The 17,480-nt window shown below is 53.2% G+C and carries 20 protein-coding genes; 17 read left to right on the top strand and 3 right to left on the bottom strand.

Annotation, left to right across the window (positions count from 1 at the left end):
* Positions 1–6: 6 nt before the first annotated feature.
* From EDM60_RS11425 to EDM60_RS11400, 6 genes are all read left to right on the top strand, one after another.
* Complete coding sequence (locus EDM60_RS11425) at positions 7–765, top strand: 16S rRNA (uracil(1498)-N(3))-methyltransferase (RefSeq protein ID WP_063231386.1); 759 nt, start codon at positions 7–9, stop codon at positions 763–765.
* A gap of 24 nt (positions 766–789) precedes the next feature.
* Positions 790–2,148: a tRNA (N(6)-L-threonylcarbamoyladenosine(37)-C(2))-methylthiotransferase MtaB gene (gene mtaB, locus EDM60_RS11420; RefSeq protein WP_122964102.1), complete on the top strand. Its 1,359-nt coding sequence runs from the start codon at positions 790–792 to the stop codon at positions 2,146–2,148.
* Positions 2,145–2,573 carry an NUDIX hydrolase gene (locus EDM60_RS11415; RefSeq protein ID WP_122964101.1) on the top strand — a complete coding sequence of 143 codons (429 nt, stop codon included), beginning with the start codon at positions 2,145–2,147 and terminating at the stop codon, positions 2,571–2,573. The genes mtaB and EDM60_RS11415 overlap by 4 nt, the downstream gene beginning before the upstream one ends.
* Before the next feature lie 3 nt (positions 2,574–2,576).
* Entirely contained in the window at positions 2,577–3,242 is a 666-nt protein-coding gene (gene deoC, locus EDM60_RS11410) for a deoxyribose-phosphate aldolase (protein ID WP_063231389.1), read from the top strand.
* 117 nt (positions 3,243–3,359) lie between these two features.
* Entirely contained in the window at positions 3,360–3,752 is a 393-nt protein-coding gene (locus tag EDM60_RS11405) for a CidA/LrgA family protein (protein WP_217365248.1), read from the top strand.
* Positions 3,745–4,410 carry an LrgB family protein gene (locus EDM60_RS11400; protein ID WP_122964099.1) on the top strand — a complete coding sequence of 222 codons (666 nt, stop codon included), beginning with the start codon at positions 3,745–3,747 and terminating at the stop codon, positions 4,408–4,410. The genes EDM60_RS11405 and EDM60_RS11400 overlap by 8 nt, the downstream gene beginning before the upstream one ends.
* Here the strand turns inward: EDM60_RS11400 and EDM60_RS11395 are convergent.
* Entirely contained in the window at positions 4,391–5,368 is a 978-nt protein-coding gene (locus EDM60_RS11395; RefSeq protein ID WP_122964098.1) for a Na/Pi cotransporter family protein, read from the bottom strand. The two genes, EDM60_RS11400 and EDM60_RS11395, sit on opposite strands and share 20 nt — an antisense overlap.
* Before the next feature lie 131 nt (positions 5,369–5,499).
* On the opposite strand from EDM60_RS11395, the gene EDM60_RS11390 reads away from it, so the two are divergent.
* A complete protein-coding gene (locus tag EDM60_RS11390; RefSeq protein ID WP_122964097.1) occupies positions 5,500–6,795 on the top strand; it encodes a class I SAM-dependent rRNA methyltransferase in 1,296 nt (431 codons plus the stop codon).
* Between the two features lie 176 nt (positions 6,796–6,971).
* Here EDM60_RS11390 and EDM60_RS11385 read toward each other — a convergent pair whose 3' ends face one another.
* Positions 6,972–7,466 carry a hypothetical protein gene (locus tag EDM60_RS11385; protein ID WP_122964096.1) on the bottom strand — a complete coding sequence of 165 codons (495 nt, stop codon included), beginning with the start codon at positions 7,464–7,466 and terminating at the stop codon, positions 6,972–6,974.
* 235 nt (positions 7,467–7,701) lie between these two features.
* Here EDM60_RS11385 and EDM60_RS11380 point away from each other — a divergent pair, with 235 nt between their 5' ends.
* Positions 7,702–8,787: a D-alanine--D-alanine ligase gene (locus EDM60_RS11380; protein ID WP_122964095.1), complete on the top strand. Its 1,086-nt coding sequence runs from the start codon at positions 7,702–7,704 to the stop codon at positions 8,785–8,787.
* Positions 8,788–8,865: 78 nt separating this feature from the next.
* Here the strand turns inward: EDM60_RS11380 and EDM60_RS11375 are convergent, their stop codons facing one another.
* Positions 8,866–10,248: a UDP-N-acetylmuramoyl-tripeptide--D-alanyl-D-alanine ligase gene (locus tag EDM60_RS11375; protein ID WP_122964094.1), complete on the bottom strand. Its 1,383-nt coding sequence runs from the start codon at positions 10,246–10,248 to the stop codon at positions 8,866–8,868.
* 250 nt (positions 10,249–10,498) lie between these two features.
* On the opposite strand from EDM60_RS11375, the gene EDM60_RS11370 reads away from it, so the two are divergent.
* The 9 genes from EDM60_RS11370 to EDM60_RS11330 all read left to right on the top strand — a co-directional run bounded on the left by EDM60_RS11370 (position 10,499) and on the right by EDM60_RS11330 (position 17,459).
* Entirely contained in the window at positions 10,499–10,822 is a 324-nt protein-coding gene (locus EDM60_RS11370) for a histidine triad nucleotide-binding protein (RefSeq protein ID WP_122964093.1), read from the top strand.
* A 112-nt stretch (positions 10,823–10,934) separates the two neighbouring features.
* Entirely contained in the window at positions 10,935–11,108 is a 174-nt protein-coding gene (rpsU, locus tag EDM60_RS11365; RefSeq protein ID WP_007727630.1) for a 30S ribosomal protein S21, read from the top strand.
* Positions 11,109–11,125: 17 nt separating this feature from the next.
* Positions 11,126–11,572, top strand: coding sequence for a GatB/YqeY domain-containing protein (locus EDM60_RS11360; protein WP_063231398.1), 447 nt, complete (start codon positions 11,126–11,128; stop codon positions 11,570–11,572).
* Positions 11,573–11,739: 167 nt separating this feature from the next.
* Positions 11,740–13,074 (top strand): NfeD family protein, encoded by a 1,335-nt coding sequence (locus tag EDM60_RS11355; protein ID WP_122964092.1) that lies wholly within the window; start codon positions 11,740–11,742, stop codon positions 13,072–13,074.
* Between the two features lie 15 nt (positions 13,075–13,089).
* The gene (gene floA, locus EDM60_RS11350) at positions 13,090–14,094 is read left to right on the top strand and encodes a flotillin-like protein FloA (RefSeq protein ID WP_122964091.1); all 1,005 of its coding nucleotides are present in this window, start codon (positions 13,090–13,092) and stop codon (positions 14,092–14,094) included.
* A gap of 11 nt (positions 14,095–14,105) precedes the next feature.
* Positions 14,106–14,615: a hypothetical protein gene (locus EDM60_RS11345; RefSeq protein ID WP_122964090.1), complete on the top strand. Its 510-nt coding sequence runs from the start codon at positions 14,106–14,108 to the stop codon at positions 14,613–14,615.
* 302 nt (positions 14,616–14,917) lie between these two features.
* Positions 14,918–15,214, top strand: a complete 297-nt coding sequence (yqfC, locus tag EDM60_RS11340; protein WP_007777585.1) for a sporulation protein YqfC — start codon at positions 14,918–14,920, stop codon at positions 15,212–15,214.
* Between the two features lie 24 nt (positions 15,215–15,238).
* Positions 15,239–16,447 carry a sporulation protein YqfD gene (gene yqfD, locus EDM60_RS11335; RefSeq protein ID WP_122964089.1) on the top strand — a complete coding sequence of 403 codons (1,209 nt, stop codon included), beginning with the start codon at positions 15,239–15,241 and terminating at the stop codon, positions 16,445–16,447.
* A gap of 40 nt (positions 16,448–16,487) precedes the next feature.
* Positions 16,488–17,459, top strand: a complete 972-nt coding sequence (locus EDM60_RS11330) for a PhoH family protein (protein WP_122964088.1) — start codon at positions 16,488–16,490, stop codon at positions 17,457–17,459.
* Positions 17,460–17,480: the final 21 nt, after the last annotated feature.

The raw sequence follows: 17,480 nt of genomic DNA, 5'->3' as shown, positions 1-17,480 counted from the left end.
GGCGAGATGCAACGATATTTTGTCGAGCCACATCTCTTTCATGAGCATGAGCTAACGATTATCGGAGACGATGTTCATCATATCGTAAACGTGATGCGAGCGCGGGCAGGCGATGAAATTCTCGTCTCGGACGGAGCAGGGAGATCGGCGCGAGCCAAGCTCGTCAGCCTTTCTGCCAAGGAAGTCCAGGCAGAGGTGATCGAGATGCTCCAGGAAGAGCGTGAGCTGCCGATCCGCGTGACCATTGGGCAAGGAATGCCAAAAGGCGAAAAGATGGAGTGGATCTTGCAAAAGGGGACGGAACTCGGAGCGTACTCCTTTTTTCCGTTTTCTTCCGAGAGAACCATCGTCAAACTGGACGCTAAGAAAGAGGCGAAAAAGCTGGAGCGCTGGCGCAAAATCGTCAAGGAGGCTGCCGAGCAGTCGCACCGGGCCGTTTTGCCTGAGCTGCTTGCCCCTGTCTCGTTTCGCGAGGCGCTTGCGGCAGGTCAAGCCTATACGCAGCTGGCTATCGCCTATGAAAAGGAAGGAAGCACGACTGTTCATGAAGTGCTGGAACAGATGGCAAGTGGAGACTCCCTGCTCGTTCTGATTGGGCCTGAAGGGGGCTTCACCCCGGAAGAAGTGGCGCAAGCAGAGAGCAAGGGATTTTTGCCTGTTTCGCTCGGGCCGCGTATTTTGCGCACCGAAACGGCCAGCCAGTATGTACTTGCCGCGGCTTCCTATCAGTTTGAACGAAAAGCTTCCATACATCGCAAAGGATAAGCGCAAGCGAAAGGAGGAATGGCAATGTCTACCGTTGCTTTTCATACATTAGGCTGCAAAGTGAACAGTTATGAGACTGAGGCGATTTGGCAATTGTTCAAGGCAGATGGCTACGAGCGAGTCGACTTTGAACAGGACGACGCCGATGTTTACGTGATCAATACTTGTACCGTTACGAATACAGGTGATAAAAAGAGCCGCCAGGTCATCCGCCGGGCGATTCGCCGCAACCCGGAAGCGATCGTCGCTGTGACAGGCTGCTATGCGCAAACTTCTCCAAGCGAGATTGCACAAATTCCTGGGGTGGATATCGTAGTGGGCACGCAAGGCCGCGAGAAGCTGACCGATTACGTCAAGCAAATCCGCGCTGAGCGCCAACCGATCAATGCGGTCGGAAACATCATGAAAGCCCGTGATTTCGAGGAGCTGGATGTTCCCAACTTTACAGACAGAACCCGCGCTTCCCTGAAAATTCAGGAAGGCTGCAACAACTTCTGCACGTTCTGCATCATTCCGTGGGCGCGTGGTCTCATGCGCTCGCGCAAGCCGGAAAGCGTCGTGGAACAGGCGAAAAAGCTGGTGGAAGCAGGCTATCTGGAAATCGTTCTGACGGGGATTCACACCGGAGGATACGGAGAAGACCTGGAAGATTACAACCTGGCGAAGCTGCTGCTTGATTTGCACGAAGTAGATGGACTGAAACGCATTCGCATCAGCTCCATCGAAGCGAGCCAGATCACGGATGAAGTCATCGAGGTCATCAACAACTCCGACCGTGTCGTACGCCACCTGCACGTACCGCTCCAGGCGGGCGATGATGAAGTGTTGAAGCGCATGCGCCGCAAATACACGACAGCCGAGTTTTATGAAAAAATGGTGAAAGTACGCAAAGCGCTGCCAGGCGCGGCGATCACGACGGACGTCATTGTCGGCTTCCCGGGTGAAACCGAGGAGCAATTCATGAACGGCTACAACTTCATCAAAGAAATCGGCTTCGCCGAGCTGCACGTTTTCCCGTACTCGATGCGCACAGGCACACCGGCTGCGCGGATGACCGACCAGATTCCCGAAGAGGAAAAACACGAGCGCGTGACGAAATTGTTGGAGCTGAATCGGGAGCTGACCATGGCTTACTCCAAGCAGTTTGTCGGCGACGTGCTGGAAGTCATTCCAGAGCGTCCGTTCAAGGATGCGCCGGAAAGCGGCCTGTTGATGGGATATTCCGATAACTACCTGAACGTTGTTTTCCCGGGAGACGAAAGCATGATCGGGAAAATTTGCAAGGTGAAGCTGGAACAACCAGGCTCCGAATATTGCCAGGGAACTTTTGTCCGCGTTGTGGAGACTGAGATGCTGCCTTATTTGAAGGAGCGAGCCATATGAAGGAGATTTCGGCAGGAGGCGTAGTCTATCAGCTGCAAGACGGAGAGTACATGCTTCTCTTGATCGAAGACCGTTATGGCAAAGTGACTTTGGCAAAAGGCAAGCAGGAGATCGGCGAGACTATCGAAGAAACCGCTTTGCGTGAAGTGCTTGAAGAGACGGGAGTGGCGGGGCGTCTCGGCGCCAAGCTTGACCGGATCACTTACGTCTACACGCATCCGGTGACGGGCGAGTCGGTCGACAAAGAAGTCCACTACTATCTGGTCGAGGCTTACAACACAGAAATAACGGTACAGCTGGAAGAAATCAATGACGTTCATTGGCATCCGGCAAAAGAGGCTTGGGAGCTGCAACTCCAGAGAGGCTACCGAAACAACGATGAGATTTTTCGTCTGGCCTTCCAAAAACTCGGGATTGAGGTGTAGTTTATGCAATTGAACAAATTTATTGACCATACCCTGTTGAAGCCAGAAGCGACGCAAGAGATGATCGACAAGCTCTGCGCGGAAGCGAAAGAACACGATTTTATGTCTGTGTGCGTCAACCCTTACTGGGTGAAGCGTTCTGCTGAGCTGTTGGCGGGTACAGATGTGAAAGTGTGCACCGTAATCGGCTTCCCTCTGGGAGCGAATACGACAGCGGCAAAAGTGGCAGAAACTCGCGATGCGATTGCAAACGGCGCAACAGAAGTCGACATGGTGCTGAACGTAGGTGCCCTGAAATCCGGCGATCTGGAAACCGTGAAGCAAGACGTGGCAGCTGTGAAGGATGCAGCTGGAGACATTCTTTTGAAAGTCATTCTTGAAACAGGTCTTTTGACTGATCAGGAAAAAGAAATCGCGTGCAAGCTCTGCGTGGAAGCAGGTGCCGATTACGTAAAAACGTCCACTGGCTTCGGCCCGGGCGGCGCGACGGTAGAAGATATCGCTTTGATGCGTAAAACAGTTGGTCCTGACATTGGAGTGAAGGCATCTGGCGGCGTGCGCGGCGGTGAAGCAGCACTCGCCATGATCGAGGCGGGAGCGAGCCGGATCGGTACAAGCTCTGGCATCTCGATTGTGACTGGAGCGAAAACGACAGGCAGCGGATACTAGAACGACTGGAACGAAAGAAAGCCTGGCCAAGGGAAGGCCGGGCTTTTCCTTCTTTTTCAAGCATTTTCGATAGAGATTAGGCAAAGAGAAAGCGGGAGAGGGGTGTGGCAGGTGAAAATGATCACGGGAGTGGCTATTCTTCTGGCTTTTTACGGAGTGGGAGTGCTTGCGAGTACATGGCTGCACATCCCTTTGCCCGGCAACCTGGTCGGGATGCTTTTGCTGACACTGGGGCTTGTGACTGGCTGGATTCGGATGGAGTGGGTAGACCGGGCGAGTTCGTTTCTCATCCGGCACATGATGCTGTTTTTCGTGCCGATTATTGTGGGCGTCGTCTCCTACTTCAAATGGTTTGCCCAAGCGCCATGGCCGATCGCGCTGTCGATGATTGTGGCTCCGATGCTGGTCATGTTCGTGACAGGCCGCGTGGTACAAGCTTACTTGAACAGACAGAAGAAGCAAGAGACACCCGCTTCTGCCGCACCAGAGAGGAGGACGCTCGATGCTTAGTCAATGGCTGGCGATCCTCGTTACGCTTGTCGGCTACAAAGGAGCAACGACGGTCAACGCCCGCTTTCCCCGCGTGCAGCCGCTGCTTGTGGCGGTCGTGCTCGTCTGGGTGATCTGGTGGGCGGTGAGCGATGATTGGGAAGCTTTTTCTGCGGGAGGACAGTGGATTTCGTTCTGGCTCGGTCCGGCGACAGTGGCATTGGCTGTTCCTTTGGCCAAACAGATCAGGCAATTCGCCCACATCTGGCGCGGCGTTTTGCTCGGCGTCAGTGCAGGGTGCGCCGTGGCTATCGTGTCGGTGTACGCGATTCATTGGTGCTTCGGATCGGATGACATCTTGCTCAGAAGCATGCTGAGCAAATCGGTGACGACGCCAATCGCTTTGGAACTGACTGCCTCGATAGGCGGAGTGCCTGCTTTGGCAGCCTTTTTTACCGCCCTCACAGGAATGGTTGGGGTGCTGATCGCGCGCCCTGTGCTCAAATGGGGGCGAATTACGGACGACTGGGCGATCGGGATTGCCGTAGGGACGAGTGCGCATGCGATCGGGACAGCCAGTTTGAACCGCATCTCGCCCGTGCAGACGGCTGCATCGAGTGTGGCGATGATCGTGGCCGGGGTCGTCACCTCGCTGTACCTCATCCCGTTTTCTTTTTAATCCATACAGCAGTCGGTGTAGGCGGTTTGCGCTTGTCTGGAATGAGCCATTGGATAAACCGGGCGATCTGCGGAACGAATGGCAGGGCGACCATGGAGCAAATCAGATTGAAAATCGTTTGCGAATGGGCGATTTGCATGGAGGGGCTGCTCGTTAAAAAGGCGCTTACCAGGGCAAGCTGGGAAAGAAAAGGCAAAAACACGACAGCCCCTGCTACATTAAAGAGCGTATGGCACCAGGCGACCTGCTTGGAGGCCGTATTCGTGCCGATGGCGGCTATGACAGCGGTGAAGCATGTGCCGACATTGGCGCCGAGGACGATGGCAAGCGCCGTCTCCATGGACAGGATTTGATGGCTGAGCAACCCCATCGTGATGACGGTCGTTGCAGAGCCGCTATGGATGAGCGCAGTGAAAATGACGCCTGTGATCAGCCCGATCCAGATGGAATGACTGCTCTCCAGAAAAAGCGACCGAAACGTTTCGGATTGTTCCAGCGGCTTGGCCATCAGCTTGAGTGTATCAATCCCGAGGAAAATCAGCCCGAATCCGGCGATGACCAGTCCGGTGCAGCGAACAGTTGGCCGCGGCATCAGCCAGAGGGCGACGCCGACGAGCAACATCGGGATGGCGAACGACTCCAGTTTGAGTGCGACCAGCTCCGTCGTGACGGTCGTTCCCAGGTTGGTGCCGAGAATGATCCCGACGGTTTGCGCGAACTGGATAATCCCCGCATTGGTCAAGCCGATCGTCAAGACGGTGACGGCACTGGAGCTTTGCAGGACGAAAGTCGCAATCAACCCGATCCAGAAGCTGTGGTATGGCGTGCGTGTAAAGCGGGCCATCCATTGTTCCATTTTTTTGCCCGCCAAATTTTGAAATCCGGTCCGCATGGCGTACATACCGAACAGAAAAAAACAGAGCCCGATCGTAAACGGGGCGAGGATGGAGACAATCACAAGTTGGGTTCCTCCTTCTTGGTTACAATGGCAAGCGAGGCTGGCCGTAGAACGCCGGGCCAACCGTAAAGGAAGTTACTATAACGCTATGCCTGTACGAGGGCAAGCATGACAAGGAGAGAATCAACCGCATGGCAAAAGTCTTACTGAATCAGCATCGGAAAAAGCGACTGGAAGCGGGGCATCCGTGGATTTTCCAATCGGAAGTATTGGAAATCCAGGGCGAGGTTGTACCGGGTGAAATCGTTGAGGTGACGAACCACAAAGGACACTTTTTGGCAAAAGGCTACATCAATCCGGCATCGCAAATGATCGTGCGCATTTTGAGCTACGATCCAAAAGAAGACATCGACTATTCGTTCTTCCTGCGCAAAATCAGGCAGGCGGCGGAGTTTCGCACTCGGTTTGTGGACAATCCGCGCGCATGCCGCGTCATTTACGGCGAAGCAGACTTTTTGCCTGGCCTGATCGTGGATCGCTACGAGGACATCCTGGTCGTGCAGGTATTGTCTTTGGGCATGGAAAAGCGGATGGAGTGGATTCGCGATGCGCTTGTGGAAGTGTTTGCGCCTGCTGGCATCTACTTGCGCAACGACGTTCCCGTGCGCAAGCTGGAAGGCTTGGCGGAAGGTAAAGAAGTGCTGTACGGAGAGTGTCCGCGCGAGGTGTTGATTGAGGAAAACGGCTTGAAGTATTACGTGGATATCGTCGAAGGACAAAAGACAGGATTTTTCTACGACCAGCGTGAGAACCGCGCTTCGATTGCGCCATTGATGAAAGGCTGGGGCGAGAAGCACGGCATTACGCTGCAAACCATCGAGGTGGACGGCGAGCAAAAGCTCATGCCAGTCGACAAGCGGGGAAAAGCGATCAAAAATCCGTTCTGGGACGGAGCAGAAGTGCTGGAATGCTTCACCCATACCGGCTCCTTCACGCTGAACGCTTGCAAGCACGGCGCGAAAAAAGTAACCGCGCTCGACATTTCCGAGCATGCGATCGAAACCGCAAAGCGCAACATCACCTTGAACGGCTTTTTGCATCGCGTCGATTTTGTCGTGGCAAACGCGTTTGATTACTTGCGGGAAAATGTCGAGGCAGGAAAGAGCTGGGATGTCGTCATTCTCGATCCGCCCGCCTTCGCCAAATCGCGCGGCGCGGTCAAAGGCGCATGCCGCGGCTACAAAGATATCAACCTGAACGGGATGAAGCTCGTTCGTCCTGGCGGTTTTTTGGTCACCGCCTCATGCTCGTACCACATGTCTCCGGAACTGTTCCTGGAAACGATCCAGGAAGCGGCTGTGGACGCGAAAAAAATATTGCGCCTGATCGAGTGGCGCGGGGCAGGCAAAGACCACCCGCAAATCAGCGGCGCTGACGAAGCGCATTACCTGAAATTCGCGATCTTTGAAGTGCGCGATCGCAAGTAGAAAAAGAGAACAGCGCCGGAGCGTATCTGGCGCTGTTTTTGCGTTTTCGTGAAAAGGATGGGACGCACAGGGCTAAGCTGCTGCCCGGGCAAGCTGGCAGACATTCGAGCGACCAGTCCGCTGCCCAAACAAGCTGGCAGATATTCAAGCGTCCCGTCCGCTAGGCGAAGTCAGGCTTACTGCGCAAACTGCTTGTCGTTTTTCACCTGCCGGACGAGGTCGAGCGCCTTTTTGAAGCCAAGCTCTTTTCCCAGCAAGACTTGTCCTTCTGCGGGGGTAGCGGCGCGCGCCTGGCTGAGCGTATGCAACTCGTGAACAAGCAAATGCTCGATGAGATAGAGCTGGACCTGGCCGATTTCCCGCTCGCTTTTGCGATCCCGCTCCCGAAACTTCGCCCGTTGCTGGCTTTCCTCCACGTATTTATCGATGTCGTCTTCGAGAAAATGCGAGGCGTTGCCAATAATTTGGCGATAGTCATCCGTCTGGGAGGGAATAGGCCGGATGGTGTGGCCGAGGTGAGCGAGCAAAAATTTGTTCAAAACGATGTTGTCGCGCGTGTAATCATTGTGCAGGAGCGAGTATTCCCCCAAAAAAGTTCCGGCGTCTTTATCGAAGCTGTGCAACAACGTGTACGTGGAGCAATACGTACAATAAAGCAAGTAGTCTCTCATGGACATCCCTCCAGCAAAATAGCTCCATGACAGTGTTTTTACTACCCATGATATGACAAAGTTCATGCGTGGGTGATACTTGCTTCTCTTGTATTTGGCAGTCGGTTTGTGTATGCTAAATGACGGGCTTTGCCCGGTACAAAGAGCAGATGCTGGGCGCTTGCATAGCATAGGAGAGAGATGAAACTCAAGGGTAGACTCTTTGCCTGCCACAGAGGAAAGGAGCATGGCACGGATGGGAAACGATAAGATCCGTCTAGGAATTATTTATGGAGGAAAATCCTCGGAGCACGAGGTTTCATTGCGTACGGCCTTGTCGATCATGAAGGCTGTCGATGCAAATAAATACGAGGTAACGCCCATTTACGTTCAGTTGGACGGAACTTGGGTAAAAGGAGACGCTTTCGCTGAGCAGGTGCCGCAAAACATCGACACACTGCGCCTCGCTTCCGGCGATCCGGCAAAAAAATCTGACTCCTTGTTCGATATCGCGCAGCAAGTCGATGTGATTTTTCCTGTCGTGCATGGGCCGAACGGGGAAGATGGCACGATTCAAGGACTGCTGGAGCTGGTCAACCTGCCGTATGTGGGAACAGGCGTGATGGCTTCCGCTGTCGGGATGGACAAGTGGATGATGAAGACGGTTTTTGCCCAAGCGGGCTTGCCGCAGGTCAAGTACGTAGGGTTTTTGCGCTCCCAGTGGGAAAAAGGTCCCGAAGAAGTGGCGGAAACAATCGAGCGTGAACTTGGCTATCCATGCTTTGTCAAGCCAGCGAACATGGGCTCCAGCGTCGGAATCAGCAAGGCGAAGAACCGCGCAGAACTGGTGACCGCGATCAATCTGGCTGCCCGTTTTGACCGCAGGCTGATCGTGGAGGAGTTTGTTTCGGTGCGCGAGCTGGAGATCGGCGTGCTTGGCAACGAGGAGCTGGTCACGTCTGTCGTCGGCGAAATTATCGCGGCCAAAGAATTTTACGACTACGAAGCCAAGTACAAGGGAGCGGGCACAGAGCTGTCCATTCCTGCGGTCGTTCCTGCGCATGTCGCAGAAGGCATCTCTGATATCGCGAAAAAGGCATTTCAGGCGCTGGACGGCTCAGGGCTTTCCCGCGTCGACTTTTTCTGGGATGAGAAAAACGACCAACTGTACATTAACGAAGTAAACACGATGCCAGGCTTTACCCCGTTCAGCATGTACCCGATGCTTTTCCAGGCAGCGGGTGTGGGCTACAGCGAATTGATCGACCGCCTGGTGCAGCTGGCGATAGAGCGCCATGCCGATAAGCAGCGCAACATCGTGGAAGCCGAAGGTCTGGAATAGCAATCTGAATTTTACGACCTACAAGCAAACGCAAAAAAGCCGTCTCTCAACTGATCCGAGAGGCGGCTTTCTTTTTTTCTATTCGTGCTGTTCCAGATCAGTCAAAAGCGTCCACAGCTCCATCCCGCGCGACGCTTTGAACAAAAAGGCATGACTGGCATCGCGCAATGGCAGAAGGGCGGCGAGCGCCTCCGGTTTGCTTGCCACATGCAGCTTGTTGCCGTTATAGGCGCGATGAAGATGTTGCGTATCCTCGCCAACGGTGACGAGCAGCTCGATGTGCTCGACAATATCGTTGAGCGCTTCGCCGACTCCTGCGTGCATGTGAGCGCTTTGCTCGCCCATCTCGTACATGTCGCCCAAGACGAGCACTTTTTTGCGGCCAGGAAACAGCTCGGCGAACGTCCGGGCAGCAGCTTCCATGGAAGACGGACTGGCGTTGTATGCATCGCTGATATACAGGGAGCCGTGTCTGGAATGCACCTGTTCAAACCGCATGGCAGAGAGCTTGACCGTGGAGAGCGCTTGCACGATTTGTTCTGTGTCCATCCCCAGTCTTTTCGCAATCGCAATCGCAGGAAGCGCGTTCAGCACGCTATGCTTGCCGTGAAGCGGGAGAAAGGCGGAGAAGCGTTCGCCATTCGCGAAGCAGACGTCAAACTGTGTTCCATTATCATTCGGCTGAATATGTTCCGCCCAGATGTCACAAGGCTCCAGCACGGAATAGTACATGATCTCCCCGGCATACAGATGGGCCACTCGCGGCAAATACTCCGAGTCCTTGTTGAGAAGAACCAGGCCGTCAGGGGCGGTGTGGGGGAGCAGCTCGGCTTTGGCGAGCGCAAGCTTTTCCCGCGTGCCGAAAAACTCCAGATGCGACTCGCCGATATACGTAATGACGCTGATCTCCGGCTTGACGAGCGAAGCCAATAAGTCGATCTCTCCGGCGTGATTCATCCCCAGCTCCAGCACGGCAGCCTGGTGTTGCGGCTCCATTTGCAGCAAGGAAAGCGGCACGCCCAAATGATTGTTCAAGTTTTTATATGTCTTGTAGACAGGGGATCGCGCTTCCAATACGTGAGCTACGATGTCCTTCACCGTCGTTTTCCCGATGCTGCCCGTAATCGCGATATGCGGGATCGCAAAGTCTTTCCGATAGGCAGCTGCCAGCTTTTGAAAACCGCGCAGCGTATCGTTGACGAGAATCAGCCCGAACTCCTCGGGCAAGCCAGCCGGAATTTTTTCCTGATTGGATACGAGTGCGGCTACCGCTCCTTGTTCGGCTGCTTGCAGCAAAAAATCGTGCCCATCGCGAGCGCCGCCTGTCAGCGCCACGAATAAAGAACCCGCTTTCAGTTGGCGGGTATCAAAGTGAACCGATGACAAGACAAGGTGCGGGGAGCCTGCCAGCAAGAGTCCTTCTGCATTGATTGTCGCCTGTTCCAGTGCAAGTGGTTTCATGTGCACGAACTCCTTTTTTCTATATGATCCATCTCCAACCTCGAAGCTGACCACGCGCACGTGAAATCGCGAAGTCATCCGGTCACGAACTCGTGAATCCTCGAAGTCATGCTACCATGCGCCCGGGAAGGCCGCAAGACAAAAGTGCGGGACAAGCCGTTGCATTTGCTTCGTGCTGTCCGCTATCATGAAACTATCTGTGCTTTGCAAAACATCGAAGCCATCTACATAGCTGAAAGGGGTTTCCCACATGGAGAAAAGCATTTTTACCCGGATTATGGAGGGCGAAATTCCAGCCCGCGTAGAATATGAAGACGAACACGTCATCGTGATTCACGACATCGCGCCAAAGGCACGCGTCCACCTGCTGATCATCCCGCGCAAGCCGATTGCGACATTAATGGATGTAACAGCGGAAGATTTGCCGCTGATCGGCCATATTCATCAAGTGGCGCAGACATTGGCGAAAAAGCTGGAGCTGCCAGGATTTCGCCTGATTAATAACTGCGGAAAAGAAGGCGGACAAGAAGTTTTCCATATTCATTACCACCTCTTGGCAGGATTTCACGAATAAAAATGAACTAAAGGTTGACCTTCATTAGTCATCTATCCTATAATGAAGTGTGACAGTCTGTTCGTACGACGATTCAGGCGTCCCACGGTTTTAGCGGAGGGAGGGAAGACAAATGGCAGAAATTCGAGTCAAGAAAAACGAGTCTTTGGATAGCGCACTTCGCCGCTTCAAGCGTGAGAGCGCCAAATCCGGGGTGATGGCGGAACTGCGTAAACGTCGCCACTTTGAGAAGCCTAGCATTAAGCGTAAAAAGAAATCCGAAGCAGCTCGTAAGCGTAAGTTTTAATGGACGGAGGGCCCATCATGAGTGTAATGGAGCGACTCGATCAAGATATGAAGCAAGCAATGAGAGACAAAGCTGCTCTAAAACTCTCTGTTATTCGCATGGTGAAAGCCGCTTTAAAGAATGAAGAGATTAACAAAGGCAGAACTTTGTCTGAAGACGAAGTGCTGACCATCTTGACTCGTGAGTTAAAACAACGCCGTGAATCCCTCCACGAATTTGAGAAGGCAGGCCGTGAAGAACTTGCCTTAAAATCGCGCGAAGAGATCGATGTGCTCTCCGCTTACTTACCCGCTCAGCTCAGCGAAGATGAGATTCGCGATATCGTTCGGGAAGCTATTGCTGCCACCAATGCCACCTCCAAGAAGGAGATGGGCAAAGTGATGGGAGCACTTATGCCGAAAGTGAAAGGCAGAGCAGACGGAAACCTCGTGCAAAAGATTGTATCTGAGGAACTACCATCGTAGATAAGCAACACCTCATATAGATACGAATGGAAAAGCCCAGCCGGATGACGGTTGGGTTTTTTCTTTGTTTCCCCAAAAGCTGACAAAAATCTGAAACAATCTCCTCCTTTGTTCGTATACCTTATTGGGCATAAGTTGAAGCTGATACGAGGAAGGAGGTAAATGTCATGACTGCAACGAGGTTAGCGTTGCGGCGGATGCGATTGCTACTGTCTCTTCTTTGCCTGATCACGGGCTTCTCGATGTTTTTGTTTACGCCAGGCATTCAGGCCCAGTCTTATCAGAAAGCGGTCTGGATTCCGGTAGACAACACAATCGAGCGTGGCTTGGAGAGTTTCCTTGCAAGGGCTTTCGCAGATGCACAGGAAGAAAAAGCAGACCTTGTCATTTTGCATATTAATACGCCAGGTGGCGAAGTGGACGCTGCTGATCAGATTGGCCAGTTGATTCGCCAATCACCCATGCATACCATCGCCTATATTGATAACCAGGCTTTCTCAGCGGGAACATACATCGCTTTGAACGCCAACGAAATCATTATGACGCCAGGAAGCAGCATGGGAGCGGCTACACCGATTGATCTGGCGGGCAATGCAGCAGACATCAAGTTCATCTCGGGATGGAGCAAAAAAATGACCGCTGCCGCCAGTCTGAACCAACGCAATCCGGACGTGGCGCGAGCAATGGTCGAAATCGATACGGAGTTTCCGGGACTGAAGCCAAAAGGAACCGTGCTTTCGCTCGATGCGCAGCAAGCGAAAACGCTCGGCTACGCAGATCACGTCGTTTCTGGAAAAGAGGAGCTGCTTGCCAGCCTGGGAATTTCCAGCGACTCTCTGCATGTGATCGAGCCGACTGGCGGGGAAAAGGTTGCGCGCTGGGTAACCAGCCCGTACGTCATGAGCTTGCTTCTGGTCATCGGTTTGGTCGGGATTGTCGTTGAACTGTTTGCACCAGGCTTTGGCGTCGCCGGAACGATTTCGCTAGTTTCGTTCGGCTTGTATTTCTTCGGGCATTATGTCGCAGGCTTTGCAAACTGGCTGCACATCGGTCTGTTTGTCATCGGAATTTTACTCATGATTCTAGAAATTTTCCTGCCAGGCGGCATCGTCGGAGCTATCGGCTTTATCAGTATCGTGACTGGCCTGGTGATGGCTGCCTACGATACGCAGCAAGGACTCGCCTCGCTGGGAATTGCGGCTGTAGTTACACTTGTTGTAACGTTTCTGCTCGTCAAGCGTTACGGCATCAAAGGACTTTTTGGCAAGTTCGTCCTCGGTGACGCACAGCACAACGAGGAAGGCTATGTGGCCCCGAAAGATCAGCGTGATCTCACGGGCAAGTCCGGCATTGCCCTGACGCCTTTGCGCCCTGCTGGTGTCGTAAAAGTGGAAGGCAAGCGTGTCGATGCGGTATCTGCCGGAGGCTTCATCGCAGCCGGAACGGCGATTGTCGTCGTGCAAGTAGAAGGGACGCGTGTCGTCGTGTCTGAACAAGAATAAAGGAGTGACAGCATTATGTTGGAAAGCGGATTGATTCCCCTAATTTTTATGGTGGCTGTAGCCATCGTGGCCCTTTCGATTTTCTTCTCGTTTGTACCAGTCATGCTCTGGATTTCCGCCCTCGCGTCGGGCGTGAACATCGGGATTATTACACTTGTGGCGATGCGTTTGCGCCGGGTCGTTCCATCCCGCATCGTGAACCCGTTGATTAAAGCTCGCAAAGCAGGCTTGCAGCTGGACACGAACCAACTGGAAAGCCACTATCTTGCAGGCGGTAACGTTGACCGCGTTGTCGACGCCCTCGTAGCAGCGCAACGTGCAGATATTCCGCTCGGCTTTGAACGCGCCGCAGCGATTGACTTGGCAGGGCGCGATGTATTGGAAGCCGTGCAAATGAGCGTTAACCCGAAAGTGATTGAAACTCCTGTCGTAGCAGCGATGGCAAAAGACGGTATCGAGCTGCGCACGAAAGCGAAAGTAACCGTTCGCGCCAATATTGACCGTCTGGTCGGTGGTGCTGGTGAAGAAACGATCATCGCCCGTGTCGGTGAAGGGATTGTCTCCACGATCGGTTCTTCCAACAGCCACAAAGACGTATTGGAAAACCCTGATCTCATCTCCAAAACCGTTTTGAACAAAGGTCTGGACGCTGGTACAGCGTTTGAAATTCTCTCCATTGATATCGCGGACGTAGATGTTGGTAAAAACATCGGGGCACAGCTGCAAACGGACCAAGCGGAAGCCGACAAGCGCATTGCGCAGGCAAAAGCCGAGGAGCGTCGTGCGATGGCGGTTGCCCAGGAACAAGAAATGATCGCCCGCGTACAAGAAATGAAAGCAAAAGTAGTCGAGGCGGAAGCACAAGTTCCACTTGCATTGGCAGAAGCGTTGACCAGCGGCAAAATGGGCGTCATGGATTACTACAACCTGCAGAACATCGCAGCCGATACACAAATGCGCGAATCGTTCGGGCACTCAGGTGACAAACAGGACCCTGCTTCGCCTGATCAGAAAGAATAAGGGCGATTGCCATGGAAGATCTCTTTGATCTTTTCCTTGACCTGATTGACTGGATTCTGCCTCTGCTAGGAAAGTTCTGGTTCGTTATTTTGGGTTACATCGGCTACAAGCTGCTGGGAAAAGAAAAAGCCAAAGGAAAGCGGATGTCGCAAGGATTGCCAAACAAGCCCCTGACACCTGTGGATACACCTTGGACAGCCGAGCCTGCGCCAGATGCGCAGCAAGAGCGAAAAACGGTACGGGCCACGGCCAAATACGAGCCGCTGGAATCGAGAGCGGAGTCGATGGAAGGCGTCGGAGTGGAGCAGGAGTGGGCATTTTCCGAGCCTGTACGCGCTTCGACAGGTTCTACGATCCGTACATCGAGCGCGACCAGACAAATGTCGGCGGCGCAGCGCGTCAAGCCGCAGTCTGCTGCTCCTCTCGATCCGCGGGAAGGGATGAAGTGGGCGCTCATCTTTGGCGAGCCGCGCTCAAAAGCTTCTTACTTTGCCCAGCGTTCACGAAAAATAAGCAAATAACGTACAGAAAAACAGGTAAACAAATGTTTGCCTGTTTTTTTGTTGGATTGTAAAAAACGAGCAGCTTGCAGCCATAGTCGTAACCAACCCTTGTGCTGGGAAAAACCAGATGGAGGGTTTGCCTTATGCTAACCTCCCCGCAGATCAACTCGTCCATTTTGCAAAATGCCGTGCACTGGTTTTCGTATGAATGCCGCACCGTTCGCTCGCATACGCATAGGTAAGAATGATATTGTACCGAAAGTGGCACGACCCATTTTCAGAAAACGAGGCGCGTGCGCCTGTAGAAGGGGGGCTTATCCATGAAGCGTTGGAGCCGCCGTCTGCGCCAATTGGCCGGAGGTGTGTTGGATCTGCCGCAAGATGTGGTCCTGGAAGTCCCGCGCATTACGATGATCGGTCATTTGCAAATGTACATAGAGAATCATCGCGGTGTTCTGCATTTCAGCGAACACGAGCTGCGTCTGCTGCTTACAAACGGCCAGATGATTGTCTCAGGCGAACAGCTTGTCATCCGGGCGATTTTGCCGGAAGAGGTGCTTCTCGAAGGAAGGATTGGCGGAGTCAAATTTTTGGAGACAGGGCCACAAGGCTCCTAGCACAAGGAAAGGTGGACGGCACATATGCGAAACGGACTCAAGGAATGGGTAGATGGACACATCACCATCACCGTACGGGGTAAGCGGTTTGAGCGTTTGCTGAATATGGCCGTGCGGGATGGCATTCGAATCTGGAATATTCGCAGGGTCGGTGCGGAGGTGAGCCGCTGCGATATTCTGATTCGCGACTATTTTCGCCTCAGGCCGCTGTTGAAGGAGACAGGCTGTCGCAGCCACGTGGAAAACAGGGACGGATTGCCTTTCTGGCTGCTCCGCGTACGCAGGCGCGCTGGACTGGCTATTGGCGCTGTTTTGTTTTTTATTGGATTGTACATGCTTTCCTCGTTTGTATGGAGCGTGGAAGTAACGGGAACGAAGCACATCGACCCTGCACGCGTCATTCGCGCTGCGGACGAGATCGGGATTAAACAAGGGGCATGGAAGGTCAAACTAAAGGAACCGCTGCTGCTGCAAAAAGAGCTGTTGAGCTTGTTGCCGGAAGCCGCCTGGGTCGGAATCGACATTCAGGGAACGAAGGTCAGGCTGCAAGTGGTGGAAAAGGAAGCGCCCGTCAAGCCTTTGGCGACGGGGCCGCGCCATCTCGTCGCCAAAAAGCGTGCTGTCATCCATAAAATTCTCCCGGAAGTGGGCAAAAGCCAGGTGACGAACAATCAGCTTGTCGAAAAAGGCCAGGTGCTCATCTCCGGAATCATTGGCAATGACACGCGCCAGCAAGCCGTATCGGCGCGAGGCAAGGTGCAGGGAGAAGTCTGGTATGTAAGCAACACCTCTGTCCCTTTGAAGCAAACGATCTATCGGCTGACCGGAGAGAAGCAGGAGCAGCAGTATTTGCTGGTGGGATCGTATGCGATTCAAGTGTGGCCGTTTAACAAAGAGCTGTTTTCCGAAGCCCAGACGTCGGAAAAACGCTACGTTCCTTCCTATGCGGGATACACGTCGCCAGTAGGCTGGAAAACGGTCGAATATGCGCAAATCGAGCCGGTTACGAAGCAATTGAGCACAGAAGAGGCCACGGAAGTAGCGAAAAAATTCGCCAGAGCAGACATTTTGCAAAAAGCTGGTAAAGATGCGTTCATTCAGGACGAAAAAGTTTTGCACGTCACCGCAGAGAATGGTAAAGTTTACGTAAGCATTCATTTTTCCGTCATTGAAGAAATTGCCGTTGAACAGCCAATCGTACCCCAGTCACCCGTGAACAATGGCAATCCGTGACGTCAATTGCTGATAACCGTTGCAAGGAGATGGAAGCCTGTTGCACGTACAAGATGAGGTAAGAATCCCGTTTTCAGACGCATCTGAGGCTCTGCTTTTGTTTGGACCGCACGACGCGTACCTAAAGCTGATCGAGGAAAAAAGTCCTGCCCAAATCATGACCCGCGAAGGCGAACTGGTCATTAGCGGCGACAAGCCGGAAGTGGATAAGCTGACCGAGCTGATCGGCGTTTTGCTGCAGCTGATCCGCAGAGGAATCGCTTTGTCCGAACGAGACATCTCGTACGCGATGATGCTCGTAGGCCGGGGAGAAGCAGCCCAACTGCTGGATGTTTATGATGAGGAAGTGGCGCGCACCCAGCGCGGAAAAGTAATCAGGGCCAAAACTCTCGGACAGCGGCACTATTTGTCGGCGATCAAGAAGCGCGACATCGTCTTCGGAATAGGGCCTGCCGGAACGGGAAAAACGTATTTGGCAGTGGTCACAGCAGTAAACGCGTTGAAAAATGGACGTGTCAAACGGATCGTTCTTACCAGACCGGCTGTAGAGGCGGGAGAAAGCTTGGGCTTTTTGCCTGGCGATCTGCAAGAAAAAGTAGACCCGTATCTGCGTCCGCTTTACGATGCTTTGTATGACATGCTTGGAAACGAGCAGGTAGCCAAGATGATGGAGCGCGGACTGATTGAAGTGGCTCCTTTGGCATACATGCGTGGGCGTACATTGGAGGACTCGTTTGTCATTCTGGATGAGGCGCAAAACACCACTCCCGAGCAAATGAAAATGTTTTTGACCAGGCTTGGTTTCGGCTCCAAAATGGTGATTACCGGAGACGTAACACAGGTGGACTTGCCGAAAGGGAAAAAATCCGGCTTGCGTGAAGCGCAGCGCATTTTAGGCGCGATACCGGATGTAGCTTTCATCCATTTCCAGGAAGGCGATGTCGTACGCCACAGTCTGGTGCAAAAAATTATCGCTGCCTATGCAAAAGAAGAAGTCGACCACGGCTATTGATAAATGGTGTGTAAAAAGGAG

Origin of the sequence: Brevibacillus parabrevis, assembly GCF_003710905.1 — a bacterium.
GTDB classification, from domain to species: domain Bacteria; phylum Bacillota; class Bacilli; order Brevibacillales; family Brevibacillaceae; genus Brevibacillus; species Brevibacillus parabrevis.
This window is presented reverse-complemented; position numbering and strand designations above follow the sequence as displayed.